Annotated in this window: 31 protein-coding genes; 24 read left to right on the top strand and 7 right to left on the bottom strand. The window is 62.3% G+C overall.

The window, feature by feature from the left end; genetic code table 11:
* Positions 1-2: 2 nt before the first annotated feature.
* From cydB to EGJ86_RS11445, 4 genes are all read left to right on the top strand, one after another.
* On the top strand, positions 3-1,010 hold the full coding sequence (gene cydB, locus EGJ86_RS11460) for a cytochrome d ubiquinol oxidase subunit II (RefSeq protein ID WP_099522600.1): 1,008 nt from the start codon (positions 3-5) through the stop codon (positions 1,008-1,010).
* Positions 1,011-1,020: 10 nt separating this feature from the next.
* The gene (locus EGJ86_RS11455; RefSeq protein ID WP_099522599.1) at positions 1,021-1,170 is read left to right on the top strand and encodes a DUF2474 domain-containing protein; all 150 of its coding nucleotides are present in this window, start codon (positions 1,021-1,023) and stop codon (positions 1,168-1,170) included.
* 70 nt (positions 1,171-1,240) lie between these two features.
* Positions 1,241-2,683 (top strand): TldD/PmbA family protein, encoded by a 1,443-nt coding sequence (locus EGJ86_RS11450; protein WP_125835186.1) that lies wholly within the window; start codon positions 1,241-1,243, stop codon positions 2,681-2,683.
* A complete protein-coding gene (locus EGJ86_RS11445) occupies positions 2,683-4,008 on the top strand; it encodes a TldD/PmbA family protein (RefSeq protein WP_125835185.1) in 1,326 nt (441 codons plus the stop codon). Before EGJ86_RS11450 ends, EGJ86_RS11445 begins: the two co-directional genes overlap by 1 nt.
* 5 nt (positions 4,009-4,013) lie before the next feature.
* On the opposite strand, the gene EGJ86_RS11440 is transcribed toward EGJ86_RS11445, so the two are convergent.
* Positions 4,014-5,138 (bottom strand): class I SAM-dependent methyltransferase, encoded by a 1,125-nt coding sequence (locus EGJ86_RS11440; protein WP_125835184.1) that lies wholly within the window; start codon positions 5,136-5,138, stop codon positions 4,014-4,016.
* Between the two features lie 226 nt (positions 5,139-5,364).
* Here EGJ86_RS11440 and EGJ86_RS11435 point away from each other — a divergent pair, with 226 nt between their 5' ends.
* From EGJ86_RS11435 to EGJ86_RS11405, 7 genes are all read left to right on the top strand, one after another.
* Positions 5,365-6,024 carry a GntR family transcriptional regulator gene (locus EGJ86_RS11435; RefSeq protein ID WP_256579229.1) on the top strand — a complete coding sequence of 220 codons (660 nt, stop codon included), beginning with the start codon at positions 5,365-5,367 and terminating at the stop codon, positions 6,022-6,024.
* A 237-nt stretch (positions 6,025-6,261) separates the two neighbouring features.
* Entirely contained in the window at positions 6,262-7,161 is a 900-nt protein-coding gene (locus tag EGJ86_RS11430; RefSeq protein ID WP_125835183.1) for a transporter substrate-binding domain-containing protein, read from the top strand.
* A gap of 69 nt (positions 7,162-7,230) precedes the next feature.
* On the top strand, positions 7,231-7,968 hold the full coding sequence (locus tag EGJ86_RS11425) for an amino acid ABC transporter permease (protein ID WP_125835182.1): 738 nt from the start codon (positions 7,231-7,233) through the stop codon (positions 7,966-7,968).
* Positions 7,969-7,970: 2 nt separating this feature from the next.
* Positions 7,971-8,663: an amino acid ABC transporter permease gene (locus EGJ86_RS11420; RefSeq protein ID WP_125835181.1), complete on the top strand. Its 693-nt coding sequence runs from the start codon at positions 7,971-7,973 to the stop codon at positions 8,661-8,663.
* A 12-nt stretch (positions 8,664-8,675) separates the two neighbouring features.
* The gene (locus tag EGJ86_RS11415) at positions 8,676-9,410 is read left to right on the top strand and encodes an amino acid ABC transporter ATP-binding protein (RefSeq protein ID WP_125835180.1); all 735 of its coding nucleotides are present in this window, start codon (positions 8,676-8,678) and stop codon (positions 9,408-9,410) included.
* Between the two features lie 15 nt (positions 9,411-9,425).
* The gene (locus tag EGJ86_RS11410) at positions 9,426-10,604 is read left to right on the top strand and encodes a glycine hydroxymethyltransferase (RefSeq protein ID WP_125835179.1); all 1,179 of its coding nucleotides are present in this window, start codon (positions 9,426-9,428) and stop codon (positions 10,602-10,604) included.
* Positions 10,605-10,680: 76 nt separating this feature from the next.
* A complete protein-coding gene (locus tag EGJ86_RS11405; protein ID WP_125835178.1) occupies positions 10,681-11,457 on the top strand; it encodes a ferredoxin--NADP reductase in 777 nt (258 codons plus the stop codon).
* Here the strand turns inward: EGJ86_RS11405 and EGJ86_RS11400 are convergent, their stop codons facing one another.
* Complete coding sequence (locus EGJ86_RS11400) at positions 11,458-12,483, bottom strand: CNNM domain-containing protein (RefSeq protein ID WP_106732618.1); 1,026 nt, start codon at positions 12,481-12,483, stop codon at positions 11,458-11,460. It lies immediately after the preceding gene.
* A 196-nt stretch (positions 12,484-12,679) separates the two neighbouring features.
* On the opposite strand from EGJ86_RS11400, the gene EGJ86_RS11395 reads away from it, so the two are divergent.
* Together EGJ86_RS11395 and EGJ86_RS11390 are read left to right on the top strand one after the other, a co-directional pair.
* A complete protein-coding gene (locus EGJ86_RS11395) occupies positions 12,680-12,928 on the top strand; it encodes a YdcH family protein (RefSeq protein WP_099522588.1) in 249 nt (82 codons plus the stop codon).
* A 68-nt stretch (positions 12,929-12,996) separates the two neighbouring features.
* A complete protein-coding gene (locus tag EGJ86_RS11390) occupies positions 12,997-13,275 on the top strand; it encodes a YdcH family protein (protein ID WP_099522587.1) in 279 nt (92 codons plus the stop codon).
* 39 nt (positions 13,276-13,314) lie between these two features.
* On the opposite strand, the gene EGJ86_RS11385 is transcribed toward EGJ86_RS11390, so the two are convergent.
* Positions 13,315-14,283, bottom strand: a complete 969-nt coding sequence (locus tag EGJ86_RS11385; RefSeq protein WP_125835177.1) for a polyprenyl synthetase family protein — start codon at positions 14,281-14,283, stop codon at positions 13,315-13,317.
* A 246-nt stretch (positions 14,284-14,529) separates the two neighbouring features.
* Between EGJ86_RS11385 and rplU the strand changes: the two genes are divergently transcribed.
* The 5 genes from rplU to EGJ86_RS11360 all read left to right on the top strand — a co-directional run bounded on the left by rplU (position 14,530) and on the right by EGJ86_RS11360 (position 18,335).
* Positions 14,530-14,841 carry a 50S ribosomal protein L21 gene (gene rplU / locus EGJ86_RS11380; RefSeq protein ID WP_004424548.1) on the top strand — a complete coding sequence of 104 codons (312 nt, stop codon included), beginning with the start codon at positions 14,530-14,532 and terminating at the stop codon, positions 14,839-14,841.
* A gap of 36 nt (positions 14,842-14,877) precedes the next feature.
* Entirely contained in the window at positions 14,878-15,135 is a 258-nt protein-coding gene (rpmA, locus tag EGJ86_RS11375) for a 50S ribosomal protein L27 (RefSeq protein WP_004424545.1), read from the top strand.
* A 166-nt stretch (positions 15,136-15,301) separates the two neighbouring features.
* Complete coding sequence (gene cgtA / locus EGJ86_RS11370; RefSeq protein ID WP_106733579.1) at positions 15,302-16,522, top strand: Obg family GTPase CgtA; 1,221 nt, start codon at positions 15,302-15,304, stop codon at positions 16,520-16,522.
* A gap of 81 nt (positions 16,523-16,603) precedes the next feature.
* Positions 16,604-17,722: a glutamate 5-kinase gene (gene proB / locus EGJ86_RS11365; RefSeq protein WP_125835176.1), complete on the top strand. Its 1,119-nt coding sequence runs from the start codon at positions 16,604-16,606 to the stop codon at positions 17,720-17,722.
* A 151-nt stretch (positions 17,723-17,873) separates the two neighbouring features.
* Positions 17,874-18,335, top strand: coding sequence for a CreA family protein (locus EGJ86_RS11360; RefSeq protein WP_125835175.1), 462 nt, complete (start codon positions 17,874-17,876; stop codon positions 18,333-18,335).
* 56 nt (positions 18,336-18,391) lie between these two features.
* Here EGJ86_RS11360 and mqo read toward each other — a convergent pair whose 3' ends face one another.
* The gene (mqo, locus tag EGJ86_RS11355; RefSeq protein ID WP_125835174.1) at positions 18,392-19,891 is read right to left on the bottom strand and encodes a malate dehydrogenase (quinone); all 1,500 of its coding nucleotides are present in this window, start codon (positions 19,889-19,891) and stop codon (positions 18,392-18,394) included.
* A 29-nt stretch (positions 19,892-19,920) separates the two neighbouring features.
* Here mqo and EGJ86_RS11350 point away from each other — a divergent pair, with 29 nt between their 5' ends.
* Entirely contained in the window at positions 19,921-20,160 is a 240-nt protein-coding gene (locus tag EGJ86_RS11350) for a hypothetical protein (RefSeq protein WP_106733581.1), read from the top strand.
* 194 nt (positions 20,161-20,354) lie between these two features.
* On the opposite strand, the gene EGJ86_RS11345 is transcribed toward EGJ86_RS11350, so the two are convergent.
* Positions 20,355-20,585 (bottom strand): hypothetical protein, encoded by a 231-nt coding sequence (locus EGJ86_RS11345; RefSeq protein WP_125835173.1) that lies wholly within the window; start codon positions 20,583-20,585, stop codon positions 20,355-20,357.
* Between the two features lie 165 nt (positions 20,586-20,750).
* Between EGJ86_RS11345 and EGJ86_RS11340 the strand changes: the two genes are divergently transcribed.
* Positions 20,751-21,335: a YajG family lipoprotein gene (locus EGJ86_RS11340; RefSeq protein WP_099526150.1), complete on the top strand. Its 585-nt coding sequence runs from the start codon at positions 20,751-20,753 to the stop codon at positions 21,333-21,335.
* 61 nt (positions 21,336-21,396) lie between these two features.
* Here the strand turns inward: EGJ86_RS11340 and EGJ86_RS11335 are convergent, their stop codons facing one another.
* Positions 21,397-21,603, bottom strand: a complete 207-nt coding sequence (locus EGJ86_RS11335; protein ID WP_004424534.1) for a hypothetical protein — start codon at positions 21,601-21,603, stop codon at positions 21,397-21,399.
* Between the two features lie 274 nt (positions 21,604-21,877).
* Between EGJ86_RS11335 and EGJ86_RS11330 the strand changes: the two genes are divergently transcribed.
* Complete coding sequence (locus tag EGJ86_RS11330; protein WP_099526148.1) at positions 21,878-22,153, top strand: hypothetical protein; 276 nt, start codon at positions 21,878-21,880, stop codon at positions 22,151-22,153.
* 67 nt (positions 22,154-22,220) lie between these two features.
* Here EGJ86_RS11330 and EGJ86_RS11325 read toward each other — a convergent pair whose 3' ends face one another.
* Entirely contained in the window at positions 22,221-23,384 is a 1,164-nt protein-coding gene (locus EGJ86_RS11325; RefSeq protein WP_125835172.1) for a 1-acyl-sn-glycerol-3-phosphate acyltransferase, read from the bottom strand.
* A 98-nt stretch (positions 23,385-23,482) separates the two neighbouring features.
* Between EGJ86_RS11325 and EGJ86_RS11320 the strand changes: the two genes are divergently transcribed.
* From EGJ86_RS11320 to EGJ86_RS11310, 3 genes are read left to right on the top strand one after another with little or no spacing between them, the layout of a single operon-like run.
* The gene (locus tag EGJ86_RS11320) at positions 23,483-23,665 is read left to right on the top strand and encodes a CPXCG motif-containing cysteine-rich protein (RefSeq protein WP_092377507.1); all 183 of its coding nucleotides are present in this window, start codon (positions 23,483-23,485) and stop codon (positions 23,663-23,665) included.
* On the top strand, positions 23,665-23,925 hold the full coding sequence (locus EGJ86_RS11315; protein ID WP_092377504.1) for a putative signal transducing protein: 261 nt from the start codon (positions 23,665-23,667) through the stop codon (positions 23,923-23,925). The genes EGJ86_RS11320 and EGJ86_RS11315 overlap by 1 nt, the downstream gene beginning before the upstream one ends.
* A 27-nt stretch (positions 23,926-23,952) precedes the next feature.
* Positions 23,953-24,570, top strand: coding sequence for an SOS response-associated peptidase (locus EGJ86_RS11310; protein WP_125835171.1), 618 nt, complete (start codon positions 23,953-23,955; stop codon positions 24,568-24,570).
* Positions 24,571-24,581 lie beyond the last annotated feature (11 nt).

Here is a 24,581-nt window from a genome sequence, read left to right as displayed (position 1 = left end):
ACATGGGTATCGACCTTCCGCTGATCTGGGCGGTGATCATCGCCTTTGGCGTAATGATGTACGTGGTGATGGATGGCTTCGATCTGGGTATCGGCATCCTCTTTCCCTTCGTCCGTGACGACGGCGAGCGCGACGTGATGATGAACACTGTCGCGCCGGTCTGGGACGGCAACGAGACCTGGCTGGTACTCGGCGGTGCCGGCCTGTTCGGCGCCTTCCCGCTGGCCTATGCGGTGGTACTCGACGCGCTTTATCTGCCGCTGATCCTGATGTTGCTGGGGCTGATCTTCCGTGGTGTGGCCTTCGAGTTTCGCTTCAAGGCCAAGGCCGCCAAGCGCCATCTGTGGGATAAGGCCTTCATCGGCGGCTCGCTGACTGCCACCTTCTTTCAGGGCGTGGCACTGGGTGCCTATATCGACGGTTTCGAGGTGGTCAATCGCAGCTTCGCCGGCGGTGCCTTCGACTGGCTGACACCGTTCTCGGTGTTCTGCGGCCTGGCGCTGATCGTTGCCTATGCGTTGCTCGGCTGCACCTGGCTGATCATGAAAACCGAAGGTCGCTTGCAACAGCAGATGCATGACATGGCGAGGCCACTGGTATTCGTGGTGCTGGCGGTGACCGGCATCGTCAGTCTGTGGACGCCGTTCGAGCACCCGGCGATCGCCGAGCGTTGGTTCAGCCTGCCGAACCTGTTCTGGTTCATGCCGGTGCCCGTGCTGGTGCTGCTGTGCACATACGCACTGCTGCGCTCGGTGGCCAACAACCGCAACTACTCGCCATTTCTGCTCACTCTGGCGCTGATCTTCCTCGGCTACAGCGGCCTGGGCATCAGCCTGTGGCCGAACGTGATTCCGCCGTCGATCAGCATCTGGGAAGCATCCGCACCACCGCAGAGCCAGGGCTTCATGCTGGTGGGCGCGTTGTTCATCATTCCCTTCATTCTCATGTACACCGCCTGGAGCTATTACGTGTTCCGCGGCAAGGTGACGGTGGATGATGGCTACCACTGAGGGGCGTGAAATGACCAAGGTCGAGCAGGATAAAAAACCGCTGTGGCAGCGTCTGGGTTGGCTGGTGCTGATCTGGGCCTGCAGCGTCACCGCGCTGGGCATCGTGGCCTGGCTGCTGCGCCAGTTCATGAGCGCGGCGGGGTTGGGGACGCCGGGCTGAGCACGCGGTTGATCCCGGCGCGTGCTTGTTCCCATACTGGCCTCCTTTGTTCGCACGCCAAGGAGGCTCGATGTTCGCCCTCAGCGATACCCTCAAAAGCCGCTTCGCCGCGCTGAAATCCACTGCCGACTACTGGTCGCTGCGCCATGTGCGCGAGAGCAGGGAATCCTACTGGGTGCGGCGGCGTGTGGCGCAGGCGCCTTCCTTCGTCGACGATGCTGGTGCCATGCTCACAGTGCGTATCGCCGGTGTCGAAGCCTATGCGGCCACCAGCGATCTCAGTCAGGCTGGCTTGCAGGCTGCACTGGAGCACGCCGAGCAGATGGCACGTACCTTGGCTGGGCATAACCTGCTGGATCTCGGCAGCCTGCCGTACCCCACCGAGCACAGCGACGATGTGATGCCAGGCTACGAACAGCCGTTGGCGGGGGCTGCCCACTGGTTCGAACTGTTGATGGCAGAGTCGGCATTGATTCCCCAGGATGCGCGTCTGGTCGATAGCCATGTTGGGCTGACGTTCACCGGCCATGAGCAGATATTTCTCAACAGCGCGGGCGCCTGCCTGCGGCGTGCCCAGCGCTATGTGTTCCCGCAGGTGGGCGTTACCGCCAGCGACGAACACGACAGCCAGAGCCGCAGCTTCGGCGGCACGCATCTGGCGCGCCAAGGCGGCGCCGAGGTGTTGCAGCAGTTGGGTGTGATCGGCAGCGCCGCGCGCATCGCCGACGAAGCATTGCAACTGTTGCTGGCGCCCAACACCCCGAACGGTTCGCGTGACCTGCTATTGATGCCGGACCAGATGATCCTGCAGATTCACGAGTCTATCGGCCATCCGCTGGAGCTGGACCGCATTCTCGGTGACGAGCGCAATTTCGCCGGCACCAGCTTTATCCGTCAGAGCGATTTCGGGCATTACCAATATGGCTCGCCGCTGCTCAATGTCAGCTTCGATCCGGATGTGCCTGGAGAGTTGTCCAGCTACCGCCATGACGATGACGGCACGCCGGCCGAACGGCAGCTACTGATCCGTGATGGCATCCTTCAGCGTCCGCTCGGCGGCGCGCTGTCGCAATGGCGCAGCGGCTTGCCAGGCGTGGCCAACAGCCGCGCCTGCAGCTGGAACCGGCCGCCCATCGACCGTATGGCCAATCTCAATCTGGAGCCAGGCGATCAGCCGCTGGCCGAACTGATCGGCGGTATCGAACGCGGGATTCTGATGAGCAACAACCGCTCCTGGTCGATCGACGACGCGCGCAACAAATTCCAGTTCGGCTGCGAGTGGGGCCAGTTGATCGAAAACGGCGAGCTCAAGGGCGTGGTGAAGAACCCTAACTACCGAGGCATCAGCTCGCGGTTCTGGCGCAACCTGCGCGCGGTGGGGGACACCTGCACCTTCGAGGTGATGGGCACACCCTATTGCGGCAAGGGTGAACCCAACCAGGTGATTCGCGTGGGGCACGCTACACCGGCCTGCGTATTCGCCGATATCGACGTTTTCGGAGGGGCGGCCTGATGGATGCACGTCAGCATTTCAGCGCGTTGTTCGAGCATCTGCAGGCGCAAGTCGTGGGCGAGGAGGGTTTCACCCTGGCCTATGGCGCCGAGGTGTCCAGCTTCATCCGGTTCAATCAGGGTCAGGTGCGCCAGGCCGGCGATGTGCAGCAGGTCTACGTCACCCTGTCTCTGTACCTGGGGCAGCGACATGCCGAGAGCAAACTGGCACTCAGCGGTGTGCTCGATGAGGATTTGCGGCGTCTGCAGCAGATAGTGCAGCGCCTGCGAGGCGTGCTGCCAACCTTGAGTGATGACCCTTATCTGCGCTTGAACCGTGAGGCTTGGCGCAGCGAGGTGGCGAGTGAAGCAGGTTCGCTCGACAGTGCGGTCATGGCGCAGCAGATCGTCGCTGCGGCTGCGGCTGCTGGTCTGGATCTGGTTGGCTTTCTGGCCGTGGGCCCCCAGTACCAGGGCTTCGCCAGTTCCTGGGGCGCATTCGGCTGGTACGCCGCGAGCAGTTTCAACTTCGAATTCAGCCTGTTTCACGGCAATGGCCAGGCGGTGAAAAGCGCCTATGCCGGTGAGCAGTGGGACGCCCAGGCGTTCGCCCGCAAGCTGGACCGCGCGCGGCAACAGCTGGAATTTCTCGGCCGGCCGGCGAAGGCGCTGCAGCCGGGGGGGTATCGCGCCTACCTGGCACCGGCTGCGCTGGAAGAACTGGTCAGCCTGTGCTGCTGGGGCTTCGGCGCCCAGGCGCTGGCGTCGGGTGGCAGCCCGTTGCAGCGGTTGTTCAGCGGTAAATCCGAACTCAGCCCGTTGGTGACCATGGACGAGCGCATCGAAGGCGGCCTGGCGCCGGCCTTTACCGCAGAAGGGCCGCGTCGGCCGTTGCGCCTGATCAGCCAGGGGCGACCCGGCGAGCGCTTGGTCAGCTCGCGCAGTGCCGCGGAATATGGCCTGATCGCCAATGGCGCGTGCAGCGGCGAATACCCGCTGTCCTTGCAGATGCATGGCGGTGAGCTGGACGAGCAGGACGTGCTGCAACGGCTCGGCACCGGGCTGTATATCGGTAACCTGTGGTACGGCAATTTCTCCGACCTGCCCGCGGCACGCCTGACTGGCATGACCCGCTTCGCCACCTTCTGGGTCGAGGATGGGCAGATCCAGGCGCCGGTCGACACCATGCGTTTTGACGATTCGCTGTTCGACTTCCTCGGCCTGCAGCTGGAAGCCCTGACCCGCGAGCCGGAGCTGCTGCTGCCGGGCGGGACCTACGGCGCCAGGCAGGCCGGCTCGATGGCGTTGCCGGGCGCGCTGCTGTCGCGGTTTACTCTGACCTTGTAGAGAATCTATTTTCTCGCCTTGAGCACCACGAACTTCGGATTGGCCGCCACCTGTTCGACACCGCGGAACAGCCGGGCCAGTTTGGCGTGGTAGCCCAGGTGGCGGTTGCCGACGATCCACAGTTCACCGCCAGTGACCAGCGCCGCGCGGGCTTGCTGGAACATGCGCCAGGCGAGGAAGTCACCGACCACCTGCTGCTGGTGGAAGGGCGGGTTGCACAGCACCAGATCTAGCGAGTCAGCCGGCTGCTCGGCCAGGCCATCGCCAGCGCGTATGGTCACCGGTCGCTCACCAAGTGCCGCCCGCCAGTTTTCCTGCGCCGATTGCACGGCCATGTACGACTCGTCCACCAGCGTCAGCTCCGCTTGTGGGCTGCCCAGAGCATAGGCGATGCCGAGCACGGCGTTACCACAACCCAGATCGGCGACGCGGACGCGGCCGAGGTGGCGTGGCAGATGCGGAAGAAAGGCGCGGGTGCCGATATCCAGGCCATCGCGGCAGAACACATTGGCGTGATTGATCAACTCCAGCGCCGGTTTATCCAGGTTGTAGCGAGTGGGGTAGGGCGAGTGCGGCGCCGCCTTGGTTTCAGGCGTGGCTACGAGCAGCCGGGCTTTCTTCACCGCCAGCGAGGCTTGCACCGGGCCGATGTATTGCTCCAGCAGATCACCGGCGGCGCGCGGCAGGTGTTTGATCATTGCCCCAGCCACCACACGGGCATTCGGCGCCAACTGGTCGTGCAGACGGATCAGTTGTTCCTCCAGCAGGGCAAGGGTCTTCGGCACGCGGATCAGTACCCAGTCGAACGGCCCCTGCGGCGTTTCGCTGGACGTCACGAAGCGGACCGCCTCCACCGCCACACCATTGCGCGCCAGGTTCTTCTGCAGTGCCAGGTGGCCGAGGTGCGAGTCGCCGCTGCTGGTCACCTCGCAGTGCGTGGCCAGCGAGCAGGCGAGGGCGCCGAAGCCATCGTTGAGCACCAGCACCCGGCTTGTGGCGTCGATGCCCTGCTCGTGCACATGACTCAACAGGTATTCGTCGGCAGCATCGAAGGCCTGCAGAGGTTCGTTCTGCTGTTCGGGCTGGCGAATCAGGTCAAGGTCGGCGAATGGGGTGACGAGTGACGGCATGGCAGGCGTTTTCCGGAGGCGTGTGGAGCTGGCGCATCATAGCCGCTGGCGTCGCTGCACCCCAACATTCCTGAAGGTAGCCACATGTGCCGCTGGACAAGTGTGTGCGCCAGTGGCTAAGTCTCACCCAGCGGTCTGGCGGGCGATCTGCCGGCAGACCTTGGTGAGGCATGAGCGAGAGACAAGATTGAGCGTTTCCGAAGCAAGACCCATCCGACGCCGGACGTTGCACAGTGAGATCGTCGACCATCTGCGTGAGCTGATCGTCAGCGGCGAGCTGGAGCCGGGTCAGAAAATCCCCGAGAAAGCCCTGTGTGAACGCTTCGATATCTCGCGCACCCCGCTGCGTGAAGCGCTCAAGGCGCTGGCGGCCGAAGGCATGATCGAACTGTTGCCGCAGCGTGGGGCCCGCGTGGTCACCATCACCGATGAGGAGTTGCAGGAGCTGTTCCCGATCATCGCCAGCATCGAGGCGCTGGCTGGCGAGCTGGCCTGCGAGAAGATCAGCGATGCGCAGATCGACGCCATCCGCCAGATGCACGAGGACATGATCGAGGCCTACCGAGCGTCGCGCTCGCTGGAGTATTCGCGGCTCAATCGAGCCATTCACTTCGCCATTTTCGAGGCGGCCGACAATGCGTCGTTGCTGGCGCTGTACCGCAACCTGGAACTGCGCATTCGCAACATCCGTCACACCGTGCGTCAGGCCCCGCGGGATTGGAAAGAGGCGGTGAGCGACCACGAGAAGATCCTGCAGGCCCTTGCTGCCCGTGATGGCAGTCGGCTCGGCAAGATCATGCGTCAGCACGTGATGAATACCGCGCGCACGGTGCGTCACTCCATCGACGAGTTGCAGGACTCGGCGCTCGTCAGCGATCAAGAATAGTCGCTCACCTTCTGCATAAATCCCTATCTTGTTGGGTGTTTTTACGCCCGATATTCGAGCATCTGCGCGAAAAATTGCTCTATCTTCGTGCAATTAAAATGAATTCATTATTTATTATTCTTTTTTGTTGACGATGCCCTTTACCGTCCCGCAGAGTGCTCTGGCGATGCTTGCTAGGGCACGCCGGCACCACATGAAAGGGAGCCGTTGCGCGATAACAAAACAGGGGGCAAAACCATGAAGAAGATTTTTGCGGCTTCGTCGATGATGCTGATGTTCGCAGCAGCGGGAGTGTCGGCACAGGAAGGCACACTGGCGAAGATTGCCGAGCTGGGGGAGATCAGCGTCGGCCACCGTGATGGGGCCGTGCCCTTTTCCTACTACGACGATCAGCAGCGCCCCATCGGCTATGCCATGGACCTGTGCGTGAAGGTCGTCGATGCGATCAAGCTCAAACTCGACGAGCCGGAGCTGAAGGTCAGCTACCTGCCCGTGACCGGCGCCACCCGCATGCCGTTGCTGGCCAACGGCACCATCGACATGGAGTGCGGCACCACCACCAATAATGCCGAGCGCCAGCGTCAGGTGAGTTTCTCCAACACCTATTTCGTTGCTGGCGTGCGCATCCTCTCCAAGAAGAGTGCGCCGATCGAAACCATGGCCGATGCCCAGGGCAAGACCGTGGTCACCCTGGCCGGCACTACCAGCGTCAAGGTCATCAGTGAGATCAACGCCGCGCAGAACCTCGGCCTCAACGTGCTGAGCGTGAAGGACCTGGCCGAAGGCATGCTCACCCTGCAGACCGAACGCGCCGTGGCGCTGATCTTCGACGATGTGTCCATTGCCGGCGCCGCCGCGACCTCGAAGAACCCCGGAGACTTCGTCATGTCCGCTGAGCCGCTGTCGGTCGAGCCATACGGCATCATGCTGCGCCGTGGTGACGATGACTTCAAGGAACTGGTCAACGCCACCCTCGACGAGCTGTACGCCAGCGGTGAAATCAACGCCATCTACGACAAGTGGTTCGTTCAGGCGATTCCGCCGCGTGGCATCAACATGAACTTCCCGATGTCCGGCCAGCTGAAGAAGGTCATTGCCGAGCCCACCGACGATCCGAACCCCGAGCTGTATCGCTGATCGAGTGGCGCCAACCCGGTCGGTGCCCTGCGCCGACCGGGCCATGACATGTACTGGATGGGCTAGGCCATGAGTTACAACTGGAACTGGTGGATCTTTTTCGAGCCTTCGCTCGATGGCACCAATACCTACCTGATGACGCTGATCTGGGGTGCCTGCTGGACGGTCGCCACGGCCCTCGGCGCGTTCACCATCGCCATCGTGCTCGGCTCGCTGGTCGGTGTGGCGCGCACCTCGCCGCTGGCCTGGATGCGTGCGCTGGGTACCGGCTTCGTCGAGCTGTTTCGCAACATTCCGCTGCTGGTGCAGATGTTCCTCTGGTACTTCGTGCTGCCGGAGCTGCTGCCCACCGACCTGGGGCGCTGGTTCAAGCAGTTGCCGAATTCCGCGTTCTACACGGCGGTGATCTGCCTGGGCTGCTACCACGCCGCGCGTATGGCCGAAGTAGTGCGTGCCGGGCTCGAGAGTTTGTCCAGCGGGCAACGCATGGCCGGTCTGGCCATGGGCCTGACGCTGGTGCAGACCTACCGTTACGTGTTGCTGCCGATGGCCTATCGCATCGTGGTACCGGCCATCACCTCCGAATTTCTCAGTTGCACCAAGAACACCTCTGTCGCCCTGGCCATCGGCCTGATGGAGCTGACCGGCAGCGCCCGTGCGATGCAGGAAAACAGCTTCCAGACGTTCGAGGCGTTCACTGCGGCAACCACCCTGTATCTGGTGCTCAACCTGATCATCGTCTTCGCCATGCGTGCCGTCGAGCGCAAGGCCGCTGTGCCGGGCTACGGCCTGCGGAAGGAGAGCTGAACATGTTTGGCAGTTTCGACCTGGGAGTGGTGGTCGACTCGCTCCCCTATCTGTTCTCCACCGGCATGAGCTTCACCCTGACGCTCACGCTGTTCGCCACCATTGGCGGCATCTTCTTCGGCTCGCTGCTGGCGATCATGCGCCTGTCGCGTTATCGCGCGCTGTCGATGTTCGCCGGTGGCTACGTCAACCTGCTGCGCTCGCTGCCGCTGGTACTGGTGATCTTCTGGTTCTACTTCATGGTGCCCTTCGTGGTGCAGTGGATCACCGGTGCGCCGCGCCCGGTGCGCATCGACCCGTTCTGGTCGTCGGTGATCACCTTCACCCTGTTCGAGGCCTGCTACTTCTGCGAGATCATCCGCTCCGGTATTCAGTCGCTGCCCAAGGGCCAGACCCAGGCGTCGATGGCGCTGGGCATGACCGGCCGCCAGAGCCTGTTCTACGTGGTCTTGCCACAAGCACTGCGCAACATGCTGCCGCTGATGCTCACGCAGACCATCGTACTGTTCCAGGACACCTCGCTGGTCTACATCCTCTCGATCACCGACTTCCTCGGCGCCGCGGCGAAGATCGCTCAGCGTGACGGGCGCCTGCTGGAGATGTACGTCTTCGCCGCGCTCGTCTACTTCGCGATCTCCCTGCTCGCCTCCTATGCCGTACGCCGCCTGCAAAAGCGCGTCGCCATCATTCGTTAAGGGCCCTTCGTCATGATTACGATCAGCGATGTCTGCAAATCCTACGGATCGTTTCAGGTGCTGACGCACTGCTCGACCACCGTTGCCAAGGGCGAGGTGGTAGTGGTGTGCGGGCCTTCCGGTTCCGGCAAGTCCACCTTGATCAAGACGGTCAACGCGCTGGAGCCCATCGACAGCGGTGAAATCACTGTCGATGGCATCAGCGTCACGGCCAAGGACACCAATCTGCCCAAGCTGCGCTCGCGCGTCGGCATGGTGTTCCAGCACTTCGAGCTGTTCCCGCACCTGTCCATCATGGAGAACCTGATGCTGGCGCAGATCAAGGTGCTCAGTCGCAGCAAGTCCGAGGCCGAGAAGAAGGGCCTGCAACTGCTCGAGCGCGTCGGCCTCAAGGAGCATGCCCACAAGCATCCGGGCCAGCTCTCCGGCGGCCAGCAACAGCGCGTCGCCATCGCCCGTGCGCTGGCCATGGATCCGGTGGTGATGCTGTTCGACGAGCCGACTTCGGCGCTCGACCCGGAGATGGTCAACGAGGTGCTCGATGTCATGGTGCAGCTCGCCCACGAAGGCATGACCATGATGTGCGTCACCCACGAGATGGGCTTCGCACGCAAGGTCGCCGACCGGGTGATCTTCATGGATGCCGGGCAAATCGTCGAAGACTGCCCGAAGGAGGAGTTCTTCGGCGACATCAACGCCCGCTCTGATCGCGCCCAGCAGTTCCTGTCGAAAATTCTCTCTCACTAACGCCGGACGAAAATCATGGAAATGCCCAACGAGCAGCAATTGCTGGCGATGGCGGCTGCGCGCGGCGCTGCGCTGCGTGATGGCCGCGTGGTGCTTTATGCCGGTGCCAACCTGCCCAGCGCCGAGTCGCAGCAGGCCTATGCGCCCGAGCTGAGCGCCTACCCGGCGATGGGGCCGAGTTATGCCAAAGAGCAACCGGATACCGACCTGGTGTCGGGCCTGGAAGTGGCGGTGCGTGAGCGCATCTGCTCGCTGTTCGGCGCGGCCTGGGCTGAGCCGCGCCTGCCCAGCTGTACCATCGCCAACCTGGCGGTGTTCCACGCCTTCAGCCGGCCGGGTGACCTGCTGCTGGCGCCTGCCGCGGCCCATGGCGGACACCTCAGTCAGCGCCGCGGCGGCACGCCGGAACTGGCCGGGGTGCGCGTGGCCGATCTGCCTTTCGATACCCGTGCCTGCCGTCTGGATGCCCAGGCCGCTGCCGAGCTGGTGCACACGCTGCGGCCGACTCTGGTGATGCTCGGTCGCTCGGTGATCATCACCCCCGACGGCATCGAGCCGGTGGTCGCTGCCGCTCGCGAAGTGGGGGCAAAAACCATTTTCGACGCTTCGCACGTGTCCGGGCTGATCGCCGGCGGCACCTTCCCCAACCCATTGGAACTGGGCGTCGATATCCTCACCAGCTCCACCTACAAGACCCTGCCGGGTCGCCCCCACAGCCTGATCGCCGGTCGTCATGCCGAAGATGGCGAGTGCCTGGCGCGCTTCATCGACCGCGCGCTGCTGGCCAACTACGACGCCGGCAAGTTGCCGTCCTTCCTGGTCACCCTGCAGCAGGCCGAAGCCGATGGCGGCGCCTATGCACGGCGCGTCTGCGCGGCCAGCCAGACCTTCGCCAAGGTGTTGCGTGAGCTGAACGTGGCGGTGATTGCGCCGAACCCGGGCGAGGTGTTCACCCATCAGGTGCTGGTGCCGATGAGCAATGCACTGGATGCTCCGGCGACGATCAAGGCGCTGGAGCAGGAGGGCATTCTGGTCGGCACCTGCAACGACCCGACCACGCCTGGCGGCTATGCCCTGCGTGTTGGTACCCAGTTCATCGTTGCCCAAGGCCAGGACGAGCAGGTGGATAACATCGCCCGCTGGCTGGCCGCTGCCCTGCGTCGTGAGCCGGATGGACGCATGACCGTGGTCTGATGCCCCTGCGATCTGCCGGTTTTTGTCGCGCGGCTTTTGCGCGACACTGCCGGCATCATTCGCTCAGGAGCTGCACATGATCGTCAGCGATGACAAGTTCACGCGCGAGAGTCTGCTCGACGTACAGACACTCACACCAAGCCTGTTCACCCTGCGTACCACCCGTGATGCCGGTTTTCGTTTTCGCGCCGGGCAGTTCGTGCGTCTGGGGGTGGAAAAGGCAGACGGTTCGGTGGTCTGGCGACCCTATTCGCTGGTTTCGGCGCCGCACGACGAGTTTCTCGAGTTCTTCTCCATCGTGGTTCCGGATGGCGAGTTCACCAGCGAGTTGAGTCGGCTGCGCGGTGGCGACAGCTTGCTGGTGGAGAAGATGGCTACCGGTTACCTGACCCTGGATCGCTTCGTCGACGGTCGCGACCTCTGGTTGCTTGGCAGTGGCACCGGCATCGCGCCGTTCCTGTCGATCCTGCAGGATTTCGAGGTGTGGCAGCGCTTCGAGCGCATCGTGCTGGTGTACAGCGCAAGAACCTCTGCCGAGCTGGCTTACCAGCCGCTGATCAGGGGGCTTGCTGGACTGGAGCACCTGGCCGAGTTCGCCAACAAGCTCACCTACCTGCCGGTGGTCACCCGTGAGCAGGCGCCGGATTGCCTGAGCGCGCGCATCACCGATTTGCTCGACAGTGGCGAGCTGGAGCGGGCCGCCGGGCTTGAGCTGACGCCTGAGCATTCGCGAGTGATGATCTGCGGCAACCCGCAGATGATCGACGACATTCGTCAACGCCTGAAGGCGCGCGGTCTGAACCTGAGCCTGACCCGGCGGCCGGGTCAGGTGGCAGTCGAAAACTACTGGTGATCAGTCTTCGCGGATCGCCTTGAGCCGGTGCTCCCAGCGGCGCTTGGCGAAGCGGCGCATGTTGGGGATGTCGTCGGTCTCGTCGAGGATCGGCTTGCCGATGATGGTTTCCATGATGTCTTCCAGCGTCACTAGGCCGCGCCAGCTACCGAATTCGTCGTACACCAGGCACATGTGCTGACGCTCCTGCATCAGCAGGGTCATCAGGTTTTCCACGTTCATGCTTTCCGACACGACCTTGAGCGGCTTCATGATCTGGGTGATCGGTTCGGCGTCGTTCTCGGCGGCCAGGGCGTCATAGCGGAACACCACGCCCAGCGGCGACTCGTCCTCGCCGATTACCGGGTAGCGGGAGAACTGGCTCTCGCGGGCACGGGTCTTGAACGCGGCGATCGATTCATCCGGTGCGGCCGACTCGCAGACGATGCGCGGCGTCATGATGTCGCGCAGACGAATCTCGTGCAGGTCGAGGATGTTGCTGATCACCCGATGCTCGTCTTCGTCGAGCTTGCCCACTTCGCGGCCGAGCAGGGTCAGCGCTTTGATTTCCTGGCGAATGTCGTGCTCCGGCTCCTTGCCGCCAAACAGGCGCATGATCAGGTCTGAAAGCACGATGAACGGCTTGAGCAGCAGGATCATCGCCCGCAGCAGGCTCGGCAGGAAGGGGGCCAGGGCGCGCCAGTAACGGGCGCCGATGGTCTTCGGCAGAATCTCCGAGAGCACCAGAATCAGCAGGGTCATGACCGCCGAGGCGATACCCAGGTAACCGTCGCCGAAGACGATTGCCACCTGCGCACCGACACCGGTCGCACCAACGGTATGCGCCACGGTATTGAGAGTCAGGATGGCCGCCAGCGGCTGGTCGATCTTGTCTTTGAGCTCTTTCAGCCTTTCATACAGCTGAGGTTTTTCGACCTTCTGCTGAGCGATGTAACTGGGCGTGAGGGAGAGCAGGGCGGCTTCGAGGATGGAGCAGATGAACGAAACCAGAATGGAGAGGACAGCGAACGCTATCAGGAGTGTCATGTAGGGGGATAAGTAGCCAAGGGCCGATGAATTTAGCGCAAGAGCGGTAGGAAAAGCAGAAAAGCTGCAACATTTCATTTCGAAGTGTGGGCACAGGCAGTGCTCGTCGACTGACGGCTGGCTTGCTGATCGCTGATTGGCGGCACGCGGTCCAGCTTCGACTAGGCTAAAGGGACACTCTTTGGGGAGGTCCTCCATGCCGCTTGAACATCACCCGTTGACCCGCGAATTCCCTCAGCAAGGCGATACCATGCGCAAGCTGATGCAAAGTGACCCACACTTCCCTCGCCTGGCTGGCGAGTACGAGGCGCTGGACAAGCGCATCTACGAAATAGAGGACGGCCGTGAAGCTGCCGACGACCTGACATTGCAGGGGCTAAAGCTGCAGCGTGTGGGCCTGAAGGACGAGATTGCCGATCTGCTGCGTAAGGCGGGCAGTGCTTGATCCGGATCAAATGAACGGTCGACGTGCAGCGCTAGGCTGGAGCCATCTTTCTTGTCAGAGGCTTCATCATGCACGTCGACCACCATCCTTTGGTTCATGACTTCCCCGAACTGCGCAACGAACTGCAGCGCCTGCGCCAGAGCGACGAACAGTTCTCTCGCCAGGCCGAAGAGTACGAAGCGCTGGACAAGCGCATCTGCCGGATAGAAGACGGTATCGAGTTGCTCGATGACGTCACCCTCAGCGCGCTGAAACTCAACCGTGTTGCGCTCAAAGACGAACTTGCTCGTCAGCTCAAGCGTGCCTCCGGGCAGTGCTGTGGCTGTGGCAACGGTTGCAAGGGGTGATAGCCTAGTAACCACGGTGCGCCGTGCGCACCGCTGCTCTTAATGCGTACGAGCGACGGCGAAACGGCTCAACTCGATCAGTGCATCGCGATATTCGCCGGCTGGCAGCACTTCCAGGCAGGCAATGGCGCGTTCGGCGTAGTCGCGAGCGAGCTGTGCGGTGTACTCCAGGGCGCCGGCAGCATCCACGGCGGCGCGGATGCTTTCCAGGTCTTCGATGCCGCCTTTCTGAATCGCGCGGCGTACCAGAGCAGCCTGCTCTTCGGTGCCTTCGCGCATGGTGTAGATCAGTGGCAGGGTCGGCTTACCCTCGGCGAGATCGTCACCGACGTTCTTGCCCAGTTCGGCTGCATCGCCCTTGTAGTCGAGCAGGTCGTCGACCAACTGGAAGGCGATACCCAGGTGGTCACCGAAGGTACGTAGGGCTTCACGCTGTGCCTCGTTGGCTTTGGCCAGGGCGGCGGCGGCGTGAGTCGAGGCCTCGAAAAGCATCGCGGTCTTGCCGCGGATGACTTCCATATAGGTTTCTTCGGTGGTGCTGGCGTCGCGCACCTTGGACAGCTGCAGCACTTCGCCTTCGGCGATCACGCGGGTGGCGTGGGAGAGAATCTTCATCACCGGCATGGAGCCGAGCTCGACCATCATTTCGAACGAGCGTGAATAAAGGAAGTCGCCCACCAGTACGCTTGGTGCGTTACCCCATTGGGCATTGGCGGTGCTGCGGCCACGGCGCATGTCGGACATGTCGACCACGTCGTCATGCAGCAGGGTGGCGGTGTGCAGGAATTCGATGGTGGCGGCCAGCAGGCGCAGATCATCGGCCTGGTAACCCAGGGCGCGACCGCTGAGCAGCACCAGCAATGGGCGCAGGCGCTTGCCGCCAGCGGAGATGATATAGTCGCCGATCTTCTCCACCAGCGGCACGCGGGAAACCACCTGTTGGCGAATGATGCCATTGACGGCGGTGAAATCGTCCGCTACCACGCGGTAGAAAGCCTGGGGTTGCATCGGCGACTGGTGCTCCTTTGAGGTTGCGCGGCATGCTAGGTGGCGGGGTAGGGGCTGTCAAGGTAAGCACTGGCGCCCCTTGCGAAGCGTTCGGCGCTTGCGTACAATCGCGCACCCTGAACTTCCCCCTGGGTATTTCCCTGCCTTACGCAATTGCAAGGGTGTCACTTCCGGCCCCAAGCAGCCATGCCAGCCAATAACGACTTTTCTAAAGCGCTGGGTGAGCAGGATCAACGGAGATTTACCATGTACGCAGTAATTGTTACTGGTGGCAAGCAATACAAAGTCACCGAAGGCGAATTCCTCAAGATCGAGAAGCTCGAAGTCGCCACCGGCGAAGCCGTGACTTTCGATCGCGTTCTGCTGATCGGCAATGGCGACGACGTTCAGATCGGCGCTCCGGTCGTAGACGGCGCTAAAGTGGTTGCCGAAGTCGTGTCGCAAGGCCGTCACGATAAAGTGCGCATCATCAAGTTCCGCCGTCGTAAGCACCACATGAAGCGTCAGGGCCACCGTCAGTGGTTCACTGAGATCAAAATCACCGGTATCCAGGCCTGATTCGTCGGCCCCGATCCTTTATAGGAGTATTGACTCATGGCACACAAAAAAGCTGGCGGTTCTACCCGTAACGGCCGCGATTCCGAAAGTAAACGCCTTGGCGTGAAAATGTATGGTGGTCAGGTCATCAAGGCCGGCAACATCATCGTTCGTCAGCGCGGCACCGAGTTCCATGCCGGTTTCGGCGTGGGCATGGGCAAAGACCACACCCTCTTCGCTAAAGTCGAAGGCGTGGTCAAGTTCGAAGTGAAGGGCGCTTTCGGCCGTCGCTACGTGAGCGTCGTTCAGGCCTAATCGCCTACGCGCTGGAAAAGCCCTGTCCGTAGGACGGGGCTTTTTTGTTTCTGTATCCTTGGGTTCTTGCCCGATCACCCATAACGCCACGCTGTTTGCGTGGGGTCATCCGGCAAGGGCCTTTACGTTGTTCTGTTGACCCGCAGCGCTTGCGGGAGGCGTATTCATGAAATTTGTCGACGAAGTTTCGATTTTTGTAAAAGCCGGTGACGGCGGTAACGGCATGATGGCCTTCCGTCGCGAGAAATTCATCGAGAAGGGCGGCCCCAACGGCGGCGATGGTGGCGACGGCGGCTCGGTATTCCTCGAGGCCGATGCCAACCTCAACACCCTGATCGATTACCGCTATACGCGCAAATTCAATGCGCAGAATGGCGAGAAGGGCGGCAGCACCGATTGCACCGGGGCCAAGGGCGAGGATCTGATTCTGCCGGTGCCGGTCGGCACCACGGTGATCGACGTGGCCACCCAGGAAGTGATTGGTGACCTGGTCAAAGCCGGTCAACGCTTGATGGTTGCCCAAGGCGGCTGGCACGGCCTGGGCAACACCCGCTTCAAGTCCAGCACCAACCGTGCGCCGCGCCAGACCACGCCAGGCAAGCCGGGCGAGTCGCGTGATCTCAAGCTGGAGCTGAAAGTGCTGGCCGATGTCGGCCTGCTCGGCCTGCCTAATGCCGGCAAGAGCACCTTCATTCGCGCGGTTTCCGCCGCCAAGCCGAAGGTCGCTGACTACCCCTTCACCACCCTGGTGCCGAACCTGGGTGTGGTCAGTGTCGACCGCTTCAAGAGCTTCGTCGTCGCCGACATTCCGGGGCTGATCGAAGGCGCCTCCGACGGTGCTGGCCTGGGTATTCGCTTCCTCAAGCACTTGGCGCGTACCCGCCTGTTGCTGCACCTGGTGGACATGGCGCCGCTGGACGAGAGCGATCCGGCCGAGGCTGCGCAGGTGATCATCGACGAGCTGGGTCGCTTCAGCCCGGCGCTGGCCGAGCGTGATCGCTGGCTGGTGCTGAACAAGATGGACCAGGTGCCCGAAGACGAGCGCGAGGCGCGCAAGGCCGATATCGTTGCCCGCCTGAACTGGCAGGGTCCGGTTTATGTGGTCTCGGCCATCAGCCGCGACGGCACCGAGCGCATCAGCCGCGACATCATGCATTACCTGGAAGTGCGTGCCGAGCGCATCGCTGAAGACCCGGTATTCGCCGAAGAGCTGGCCGAGCTGGATCAGCGCATCGAAGACGAGGCGCGTGCCCGTCTGCAGGCGCTGGACGATCAGCGCGCGCTGCGTAAATCCGGTGTGCGCAGTGTCGACGATATCGACGAGGACGATGACTTCCTCGACGAAGAAGACGACGATGGCCCGGAAATCATTTACGTCCGGGATTAAGCAAGTTTCCAACGCCGCTTAATTGCGGCGTTTTTGTAGGTGGGGTGGACCCCATCATTTTCTGGCTAAGGTTGGAAGATCATGCGTGACAAGGTGACCGGCGCGCGGCGCTGGGTGGTGAAGATCGGCAGTGCGCTGCTGACCGCTGACGGGCGTGGCCTGGATCGTGCGGCCATGGCAGTGTGGGTCAAGCAGATGGGCGCGCTGCGTGAGCAGGGCGTGGAACTGGTGCTGGTGTCCTCCGGCGCTGTGGCGGCCGGTATGAGCCGCCTGGGCTGGACCAGTCGACCTAGTGCGATGCACGAGCTGCAGGCTGCCGCCGCGATCGGTCAAATGGTGCTGGTGCAGGCCTGGGAATCCAGTTTTGCCGAGCACGGCCGCCGTACTGCACAGATTCTCCTGACACACGATGATCTGTCCGACCGCAAACGCTACCTGAACGCGCGCAGCACCTTGCGCACGCTGGTCGATCTCGACGTGGTGCCGGTGATCAACGAGAACGACACGGTGGTCACTGACGAGATTCGCTTTGGCGACAACGACACTTTGGCCGCCTTGGGGGCCAACCTGGTCGAAGCCGATCTGCTGGTTATCCTCACCGATCGCGACGGTATGTTTGATGCCGACCCGCGTCACAATCCCGATGCCAAGCTGATTCACGAGGCCCGTGCGGATGACCCGGCGCTGGATGCAGTGGCTGGTGGTGTCGGTGGCGCACTGGGTCGTGGTGGCATGCAGACCAAGCTGCGTGCATCGCGTCTGGCTGCGCGCTCCGGCGCGCATACCGTCATCGTCGGCGGCGCCATCGAGCAGGTGCTTGCCCGCCTCAAGGGCGGCGAGCGCCTGGGCCCGCTGCTGGCTCCCGAGCGCGGCTTGCTGGCGGCGCGCAAGCAATGGCTGGCCGGCCACCTGCAAACGCGCGGTACCCTGGTGCTGGATGCTGGTGCGGTGAAGGCGTTGAGCCAGGATCGCAAGAGCCTGCTGCCGGTGGGCGTGAAGGCGGTGCAGGGCAGTTTCCGTCGCGGCGAGATGGTGGTCTGCGTATCGCCTGACGGCCGCGAGATTGCCCGTGGCCTGGTCAACTACAGTGCGCTGGAGGCGCAGAAGATCATCGGTCAGCCGTCCGATGCCATCGAGAAGCTGCTGGGCTATGTCGATGAGCCGGAGTTGGTGCACCGGGATAATCTCATCCTGGTTTGAGAACCTGTACACGATCTGCTGCGCGTCGGCCCTACTGCGTTAAAAACAGGCTCGGAATGCTCATGTACAGAAGTACACTGCGCTTCCTCGCCTGTTTTTGCCTTGTATGGCTCTAGCTCGCGAGATCGTGAACAGGTTCTAGGAGAGAAAGATGCGTCTATTCAAGGGATGTGTGCTGAGCCTGCTGGTGCTACCTGGCCTGGCACTGGCCGAAACCATCGGTGAGGTGTCGACGGTATTCAAATGGGTAGGGCCGAACGACAAGATCGTCGTCGAAGCTTTCGATGACCCCAAGGTCGACGGTGTGACCTGCTACTTGTCGCGCGCCAAGACAGGCGGCGTGAAGGGTGGCTTGGGCCTGGCCGAGGATCGTGCAGAGGCCTCCATCGCCTGCCGCCAGGTCGGCCCCATTGCCTTCAAGGGCAAGCTCAAGGATGGCGAAGAGGTGTTCAAGGAGCGCACCTCGCTGGTGTTCAAGACCATGCAGGTGGTGCGTTTCTTCGACGTCAAGCGCAACACGCTGGTGTATCTGGTCTACAGCGACCGGGTGATCGAGGGCAGCCCGCAGAATGCGGTGACGGCCATTCCGATCCTGCCCTGGGGTCAGCAGTAACCTGAGCAACGCCCATAAAAAACCGCCCCGAAGGGCGGTTTTTTTGTGCGTGACGATCAGGCGCTGGGTGTATCGAGCTGCAGGCGCTGGTTCGATTGCGTCTGTACCTGGCGATAGCGCTCGGCGTCGTGGGACAGAACCTCGGCCATGGCCGGGAAGATCTCATCCAGCTTGGTGCGCCAGCCTTCGCTCTTGGCTTGCTCGGGGAAGCAGCGACGGATCAGGTCGAGCATGATCGACACGGTCACCGAAGCGCCCGGCGAGGCGCCGAGCAGGGCAGCGATGGTGCCGTCTGCAGCTGCCACCAGTTCGGTGCCGAACTGCAGGATGCCACCGTTCTTGCTGTCTTTCTTGATGATCTGCACGCGTTGGCCGGCCACTTCCAGGCGCCAGTCCTCGGCCTTGGCTTCCGGGTAGAAGCCGCGCAGGGTGTTCAGGCGTTGCTCTTCGGACTGCATCACTTCCTTGATCAGGTAACGGGTCAGATCCAGGTTGTCGCGCGCCACCGCCAGCATCGGGCCGAGGTTGTTGGGGCGCACCGACAGCGGCAGGTCGAGGAATGAACCGTACTTGAGGAACTTGGTGGTGAAGCCGGCGTAAGGGCCGAACAGCAGGGATTTCTTGCCGTCCACTACGCGAGTGTCGAGGTGCGGCACGGACATCGGCGGTGAGCCGACGGCAGCCTGGCTGTAGACCTTGGCCTGATGCTGCTTGACGATTTCCGGGTTGTCGCAACGCAGCCACTGGCCACTCACCGGGAAGCCGCCAAAGCCTTTGCCTTCGGGGATGCCGGACAGTTGCAGCAGCGGCAGTGCGCCGCCGCCAGCGCCGAGGAAGACGAACTTGCTCTTGAGCTTGCGCGTGGCGCCGGAGCGGGTGTCCTTGATATCCACCAGCCAGCCTTCACCGTCGCGCTTGAGGTCGGTGACCTTCTGGTTGCAGGTGACTTTGGCGTCGGGCTGGGTGGTCAGGTAGGCGAGCATCTGTTCGGTGACCGCACCGAAGTTGACGTCGGTACCGGCTTGCACGCGGGTCATCGCCAGCGGCTCGCCACTGTCGCGGCCCGGGATCAGCAGCGGCGCCCACTCGGCGATGGTGGCACGATCTTCGGTGTACTCCATCTCGGTGAAGGCGTGGTGCTGGCGCAGGGCCTCGAAACGCTTCTTGAGGAAGGCGATACCGCTGTTGCCGCGCACGAAACTCATGTGCGGAACTGGGTTGATGAAGGTCTTCGGCGAGTTGATCGCGCCTTTTTCGATCAGGTAAGCCCAGAACTGTTTGGACTCCTCGAATTGGGCGTTGATGTTCACCGACTTCTTGATGTCGATGCTGCCGTCAGCGCCTTCCGGGGTGTAGTTCAGCTCGCACAGGGCCGCGTGACCGGTGCCGGCGTTGTTCCAGGGGTTGGAGCTTTCCACTGCGCCGGACTCGCGCAGCTCCACCACTTCCAGGGTGATGCCGGGGTTGAGTTCCTTGAGCAGTACGCCCAGGGTCGCGCTCATGATGCCGGCACCAACCAGCACCACATCTACGCTTTGGGAATCGTTGTGCGCCATTAACCTCTCTCCAAGAAAAACTGCACCAGATGGACGGCCGTTCGGCCTTTCAGGGCGATACCGGCAGACTCAGGCGTGATGCCCTGTCGTTCGGCGGGGAGGGTCAAGGCTGGGATTTGCGGACGCAAAACTGTTCATCTGTTCGCCACACTCTTGTGAAGTTTGTAAAAACCGTCTTTTTCACGCTCTTTTGGAGCGGTGAACCTCAAAAGCTCGACTGCCTCGGCGCGCTTTTGCCCGTGCAAATCATGCAATGCATGGCTGCATAACTGCTCTGCATATGGGCTGAAAGCGGCTGGCCGGAAGCGGCAGCTCGAAGTGGGCGACTCTCTGGGGCGGGGCGATGACGTTGCATCGGCGAGGTCGTTCGGCCCGATCAGGAGACGTCCTTATAATCGGGGCGTGATTATAACGGTGAATGAGGGGAAATTGAGCCCCTGCGTGACTTTTATTCTTTCACCGGTCAGGCCGCCAACGGGCGGGCTGCTGATGCGTGTGTGGCGACCGGGGTGAGCCGGGCACCGGCGGGCAGTGGGGCGCCCAGCCAGGAGATGCTCGGCTCGCGAACTTCCACCCATCCCGCCTGGATCGGGTGTTCCTGCATCTGCCGCAGGGCACAGCAAACGCCACGATCATCAATCAGGGCAAAATGGCGCATCGGGCGAGCGTGGCTGAACAGGCGGCGCAACAGCATGGCGAAGGCTCCAGCGTGGTGACAGGTACTTTATGCCCGCGCGCGGTGACAGGCTGATGACAGGAACCGCAGCGATATGCCAACGGTCCTATGCAGCGCTACTGTCGGCCTCAGGCCGCGCTGGTTATACTGCCGGCCACTTTTACCTCACTCGGAGAGATGAGCATGCTGCACCGTGCGTTGATCGCCTTGCTTGCTGCCGCCAGCCTGACTCTGGCCGGTTGCGCCCTCAGCCCTCAGCAACTCACCCCACAACCCAAGCTGACCAGTTCGCTGACCCCAGTCGGCCAGGGTCAGCCGGTGGTGGTGCGCGTGGTCGACGGCCGTCCTTCGCCGGTGCTTGGCACCCGCGGCGGTCTGTATCCAGAGACCAGCTCCATCAGCGTCAACCCCGATTATGTGCTGCCCAAGCTGCAGGCTGAGGCCGAAGCGGCTGTGCGTCTGCTCGGTTTTACACCGTCGCCCAATGCTTATAACGCGCCACAGCTGACCATCACCCTGGCGGAACTGAAGTATCAGTCGCCCAAAGAGGGCATGTACGTCACCGAGGCGGATATCTCGGCCTCGATCCGTGCCGACGTGCAAGGTGGCAGCCGCCGCTATACCGGCCGTTACGGTGCCTCGCTGAACCAGCGTTTCGGCACCGCACCGAACCAGCAGACCAATAGCAAGCTGGTGGGTGACGTGCTCAGCGACGCGCTGACTCGTGCCTTCAAGGACCCGACCATCGGCCAGGTACTGCTGCAGTAATTCGGCGCATCGTTATAAAAAACGCCCCGCATTGCGGGGCGTTTTCATTTGTCCAGGGTCTTCATGCTGCTTCGGCGTAGAACTCCGGCAGGCTCATGCCGGTACGGTTGTCGATATCCGGCAGGTCGTAATGCTCATGGCCGCCAAGGGCGCAGTACACCAGCCAGTGCTGGTCCTGCACGTTGAAAGATAGCTCGTCGACCACGGCGTCCACTTCATCTAGCGAGTCGATCAGGTAATCGCGGTCCAGCGGTTGAGAATTGAGCATGGCAGGTCCTCCAGGGACATTGAGGTTTGGCTCCAGTAACAGTCGTGACTGTTTGGTCACTCTTGGAGATACAAACCCTAGGCCAGGCATATGACAGTTTTCAGACGATTTCGGGATAGCGGGCCGCGTTCGTCGGAAACGAACCTTATAAAAGAGGTATTTCAGTACACTGCGCGACGACTTTTCGAGGGTCGAGACGCACCGCTTCTCGGTCAAAATCCCCATTCTGGTGCAGTGGCGAGGCTGCTGCACCATGCTGTTCTCGAGGTGTTGCATGTCGCTGCAGATGTTGTGGTCACTGTTCCTCGCCCATCCGGCAGGGGCGGTCAATTCGCTGGCATTGTTCTTCGCGTTGGCGGGCGCCTGGCTGTGCCTGATGACTCACTTGCGCGAGCAGCGCGGCGTAGCACGAGTGCTGGCGCAAGGCGAGCTGGATGAAGCCGAGGTTCAGGACGAGCGTACCCTGCGGATCAACCGCTTCTTCTATCGCTTCGGTGGCATTTGCCTGGGTGCAGCCCTGGTGCTGTCCTGGTTCAGTACGCGGCTTTGACGCTTGAGCGATAAATGAAAACGGCAGCCATCGGGCTGCCGTTTTCGTTTGTGGCGATGGCTGCCTCTTACAGAGGCAGGCCTGCCTTGATCCGATACTGGTTTCGCACCGGGTTGGCGTACTGCAGGATCAGGAACGGTTTTTCCTCGGCGCTGCAGGCGGCCAGGCGTTTGTTCCACTGCGCTTCGGCCTTGGCCAGTTCCGCGGCATCGAATACTTCGCTTGCTGCTGGCACGTTCAGCTCGGCCTCACGGCCTTCCCACATGGCGTAGGCCAGGTAGTGCACAGGGAACAGGCGATACTGGCCGAGAATGTGACGATCCATCTCTTGGGCAAGCTGCTTGGTATCCTCCAGACCGGCGACAGGCGGACTGAAGTGCAGGTGCACGCGGCCTTTATAGCCGGTGATGCCCAGGGCGATGCTGGCGTCGTCTTCGCCCGGCGCCTTGGTGTAGCTGCCCGTGGCGGCGCGGACACAGAGCTCGCGGGCCTTGGCCAGGTCGCAGGGGTCGTACTCGTAGCTGATCGACACCGGGATCAGGTTCAGCGACTCGATCACGTCTGCGAATGGCTCATCCTTGCGGCTCATATGGAACATCTTGAGGATGGCCGAATCGGTACGGTCGTCACCGTCCTTGGCGCGTCCTTCGGCCTGAGCGATCCAGATCGACTCGCCATCTTCGCGGATCGAGTGGTTGATATAGGCCGAGAGCAATTGATAAGCCGCCAGCTTCTCACGTCGCCCGCTGATCGATCGGTGCACGATGAAGCTCTTGTTCAGGCGCATCAGGTCGCTGACGAAGGGGCGCTGCAACAGGTTGTCGCCGATTGCGATACGAGGCGTCTGCAGGCCTGCATGGTAGACGGCGTAGTTGACGAAGGCCGGGTCCATGACGATATCGCGGTGGTTGGCCAGGTACAGGTAAGGCTTGCCGGGCTGCAGGTGCTCCAGGCCGGAGTAGCTGATGCCATCACTGGCATGCTCGATGGTACGGTCGATGTAAGGCTCGATCTTTTCCTGCAGGCCAGCGACCGAGTCGATATCGGCGAACTCGCTGCGCAGGCGTGCGGCAATCAGCGGCTTGAGCAGCCAGCCCAATGGCCCTGCCAGACGCGGAAAGCGGAAACGGGTGAGGGTACCGAGAAACGCCGGATCGGCGAGCAGGCGCGCCAGTACGGGGCGCACTTCTGCATCGGCATAGGGTCGGATGGCATCGAATGCGCCCATCATGCTCTCTTGTTCTAGAACGGCTAAGGTTGGAATGGTGTCTGCTTAACAGGGTGAGCAGTAGACCGGCGATTATAACGCCAAGTCACAAGGAGGCCGCGATGCTGGAAAGCGAGTCGTATTATTGCCCCTATTGCGGTGAGCCGGCCGAAGCACTGCTGGATCTGTCGGCTGGGGATCAGTCTTACATCGAAGACTGTCCGGTGTGCTGCCGGCCGATCGAGTTCGAGCTGCGCACGGACGGCACCGAGTGGGAGTTGGACGTTCGTGCGGAGAACGATTGATGCAACGAATCTACGAACCGGAAAACCTTCTGGAAGGGCAGATGCTGGTGGATATGCTGGCCAGTGAAGGTGTCGAGGCGCATTTGCTCGGTCAGCATCTGGTCGGTGCGGTGGGGGAGTTGCCGGCATGCGGCCTGCTCGGTTTGGTCGTCGCTGATCCTCACGCTGAACGGGCGCGTACGCTGATCGCTGAGTACAATGCGGCGCAACCTGTGCCTGGCGATGAGCCAGAGTCCTTTCAGGGCGTGTTGCTCTGTTGACGCGCCCCCTGCCTGTCGAGTCGTTTGATGTGTGGGCGTTATGCCCTGTTCCGCTGGTCGCCCGCGTTTGCGGCGTTGCCCGGCGTTCCCACTGACCAGAAACCGCACTGGAACCTGGCGCCCCACGGCCAGGTGCTGAGGTTGCGTGCGGGCGAGGGAGGGGCGCAGGCGGCAGCGGCACGTTGGGGGCTGACGCCCGCCTGGCTCAAGGACCTGTCCAAGACTCCGGCGCATGCGCGTGCTGAAACCCTGGCCGTGCAGCCGATGTTTCGCGAGCCCTTTCGCCAGCGCCGCGCACTGCTGCCGGCCAACGGCTTCTATGAATGGCGCGGGGGCGCGCGCAAGCGGCCGTACTGGATGAGCAGCGGTGAGCCGCTGATGTATTTCGCGGCCTTGTGGGAGCTTTATCCGGTGGGCGGGCAGGAGTACCTGAGCGTTGCGCTGATCACCCAGGAAGCGGCCACGCTACGGCGTCCGTTGATTCTCGACGAGCATGAACAGGCGCTGTGGCTGAGCAACGAAACGTCGCCCGAACAGTTGGCGGCGCTGCTGGCCAAGCCGCAGGTTGCGCTGCGTGAGCGCGCGCTGTCGACGCTGGTCAACGACCCGAAGCTGGATGCGCCGGAGTGCCTGACGCCGGCTTGAGCCTACGCAGG

The sequence above is a fragment of the Pseudomonas sp. o96-267 genome (assembly GCF_003935465.1).
Lineage (GTDB): Bacteria > Pseudomonadota > Gammaproteobacteria > Pseudomonadales > Pseudomonadaceae > Aquipseudomonas > Aquipseudomonas sediminis.
This window is presented reverse-complemented; position numbering and strand designations above follow the sequence as displayed.